Annotated in this window: 3 protein-coding genes; all 3 read right to left on the bottom strand. The window is 61.3% G+C overall.

Features of this window, described 5'->3' with window-relative positions:
• A partial coding sequence (locus tag AB4Z11_RS27720) for a molybdopterin-dependent oxidoreductase (protein WP_442029059.1) occupies positions 1 to 2,086 on the bottom strand: 2,086 nt, incomplete at its 3' end.
• An 18-nt stretch (positions 2,087 to 2,104) separates the two neighbouring features.
• Positions 2,105 to 2,299 (bottom strand): hypothetical protein, encoded by a 195-nt coding sequence (locus tag AB4Z11_RS27715; RefSeq protein WP_442029058.1) that lies wholly within the window; start codon positions 2,297 to 2,299, stop codon positions 2,105 to 2,107.
• An 86-nt stretch (positions 2,300 to 2,385) separates the two neighbouring features.
• Positions 2,386 to 2,997 carry a TorD/DmsD family molecular chaperone gene (locus AB4Z11_RS27710; RefSeq protein WP_442029057.1) on the bottom strand — a complete coding sequence of 204 codons (612 nt, stop codon included), beginning with the start codon at positions 2,995 to 2,997 and terminating at the stop codon, positions 2,386 to 2,388.
• Positions 2,998 to 3,133: the final 136 nt, after the last annotated feature.

The following is a 3,133-nucleotide window of genomic DNA, read 5'->3' as shown; positions in this document are numbered from 1 at the left end:
CATCCATCACGTGCTTACTGGTGTCGTACAGATTGGCCGAGCCGGGATGCTTGAGTTCCGGCGTGCCGTAGCAAGGCCACGGCAGGCCAAAATAGTCGCCGGTGAGGTCGTAGCCGGTGATCGGGTCCTTGCCGCCTTTGCAGCGCAGGGTCTTCACGTCGAACATATGCATATTGCGCATGTGCGACTTCAAGCGCTCCGGCGACTGGCCCGTGTAGCCGATGGTCCAGCTGCCGCGGTTGATCTCGACCAGCATGGATTCCGGTTCCGGCTCCATCATGCCGCCCTTGCCCGGCACCAGTTTCAGCTTGGCCACCAGCTGCTTGCCGAAGCCCAGCTTTTCCGCCAGCTGATACATGATCATGTGGTCGGTGCGCGATTCGAACAGCGGTTCGATCACTTTTTCACGCCACTGGAGCGAGCGGTTGGATGCGGTCACCGAGCCGGAAGTTTCGAACTGGGTTGCAGCCGGCAGCAGGTAGACGGCGCGGTTCGGATTGACTTCCTGGCCCTCCACTTTCATGGCGGCCATGGCGGCAGTCGCCGATGGATACGGGTCGATTACCACCAGCAGATCCAGCTTGTCGAAAGCCTTCTTCATTTCCAGACCGCGCGTCTGCGAGTTCGGCGCGTGGCCCCAGAACACCATCGCCTTCACATTGCTGTCCTGGTCGATCAGCTCATTCTTTTCCAGCACCGCGTCGACCCAGCGCGACACCGTGGTGCCGGATTTTTCCATCATGGCCTGCGATGCAAACTGGGCTTTCACCCATTCGTAATCGACGCCCCACACATTGCACCAGTGCTTCCAGGCGCCGGTGGCCAGGCCGTAGTAGGCCGGCAGCGAATCCGGGTTCGGCCCTACGTCGGTGGCGCCCTGCACATTGTCGTGGCCGCGGAAGATATTGGTGCCGCCGCCGCTCACGCCCACATTGCCCAGCGCCAGCTGCAGGATGCAGGATGCGCGCACGATGGYGTTGCCGATGCTGTGCTGGGTCTGGCCCATACACCACACGACCGTGGAGGGACGGTTCTTGGCCATGGTCTCGGCCGCGTACAGCACCTCGGCTTCGGGCACGCCGCACGCTTCCTCGACTTTGTCCGGCGTCCACTTGGCGACTTCCTCGCGCACCTTGTCCATGCCGAATACGCGGGCCTTGATGTATTCCTTGTCTTCCCAGCCGTTCTTGAAGATATGCCACAGCATCCCGTACAGGAAGGGAATGTCCGAGCCGGAACGGATGCGGATGTAGTGGTCGGCCTTGGCCGCCGTACGCGTGAAGCGCGGATCGACCACGATCATCTTGCAGCCGGTTTCCTTCGAATGCAGCATGTGCAGCATCGACACCGGGTGCGCCTCCGCAGCATTCGAACCGATATACATGGCAGCTTTCGAGTTCTGCATATCGTTGTAGCTGTTGGTCATGGCGCCGTAGCCCCAGGTGTTCGCCACACCCGCCACCGTGGTCGAGTGGCAGATGCGCGCCTGGTGATCGCAGTTATTGGTGCCGAAGAAGGACACGAATTTGCGCAGCAGCGCCGACTGCTCATTATTGTGCTTGGACGAGCCGACGAAGAACACCGAATCCGGGCCATTCGCCTTCTTCATGGCCAGCAGCTTTTCCGATACTTCTTTCAGCGCCTGGTCCCAGCTGATGCGCTGGTATTTGCCATCCACCAGCTTCATCGGGTATTTCAGGCGATGCTCGCCATGTCCGTGCTCGCGCAGCGCCGCGCCTTTTGCGCAGTGCGAACCGAGATTGATGGGCGAATCGAATACCGGCTCCTGGCGCACCCACACGCCATTCTCCACGATCGCATCGACCGAGCAGCCCACCGAGCAGTGCGAGCATACGGTACGCCGCACCACGGGTTTGGAAGCGGCCGCCGCTTCATCCTTGGCCTGCGCCTTGCGCACCAGCTGGAATTGCGTGGCTGCCAGGCCGACGCCGACACCAATGCCGGAGCGCTTCAGAAATGCGCGGCGGTCCATGGTCGGCAGCGCGCGCGACAGGCTGTCGCCCAGGCTGGCCGCAAATCGTCCGGACGAACGCTGGCCCGCAGGCCCCTTACGCGTCAAGAGCATGATGTTCCCCTCCCCACTTTATATTTTGGTGGTGCGGTAATACTTCTTGATATGTTCGGTCACTCGGTAGCCCGGACCCGGCGGATCTGCGGGTTCCGGTGCGGCTTCCGTTTCAGCGGGGCGGGAAGCCAGTTTTGCCGCGACGCCGGCGGCGGCGACTGCGCCCAATCCGGCAAAAAAGGTCCTGCGGCCAGTCTTCGATTGCGTGGACATCACGGTCTCCTTGTCAGGGAAGATGCCTTGCTTCTAAAGATAACTAATTTACATTAGCACACTTTTATAAGTGACGCGCTTACTGCTCAACTCATATCAAACGCCTGCGCTTCCACGGCGATGAATGCCTGGGCTAACGCCGCCACGGCGCGGTAAAAGCGCGCCTGCGGATGATGGCGGATCGCGTCGCACATGCGGTCCGCCCAGGGCTGGATATGGGTCGTAAAGAATTCCTTCTGCGTTGCTATGCTGCCATGCAGCACTTCCTCCGAGGTGATCAGGAAGCGCATGACGTCGCACAGGGCAGCGAAGTGGTCTTCGCTCTCAGGCATATCGTCCACCCGTTCTACGCCGAGTTGCGCCAGGTCGGCGCGCAGATTGGCCAGCGGCTTTTCCATCATGAAGCCGGACAGGTAGTAGGAACCGTACAGGAAGAGCTCCGGCTTGYCGACGCCGATGAACAGTGTTTCGTATTCGTCGCGCGCCTGGTCTGCGCTGGTGTCGCGGCAGGCTTGCTGCAGGCCGCGCCAGGCTTCCACCAGGATGCCGTCGCCCTCCACCGGCGTCGGCCCGATTTCGTCCAGCAGGTCCTGCATCGGCGGGGCATAGAACAGCATGGCCAGCACCGCATACAGCTCAGCGCGCGCGGCTTCCTCACCCTCATCCTTGCGTTCGAAATGCAGGCTCATTTCATTCATTGACGCTTGACCTCCAGGATGGACACTTCTTTCGCCGGCTGCATCATGTCGATCACGCGGCAGTCGGAACACATGCGCAGGCGATCCAGATTGCCGGCGAAGGCGCCGTGCGCGGACAGCCTGGCCACCATGTTCT

The organism is Pseudoduganella sp. RAF53_2, assembly GCF_052113985.1.
Classification (GTDB): Bacteria; Pseudomonadota; Gammaproteobacteria; order Burkholderiales; family Burkholderiaceae_D; genus Rugamonas.
The sequence above is the reverse complement of the archived record's forward strand: the minus strand, read 5'-3'. Positions and strand labels throughout refer to the sequence as shown.

Bases quoted from the DNA above. Each gene is read 5' to 3' on its own strand.
- AB4Z11_RS27715 (WP_442029058.1), bottom strand. From the start codon at position 2,299: ATGTCCACGCAATCGAAGACTGGCCGCAGGACCTTTTTTGCCGGATTG.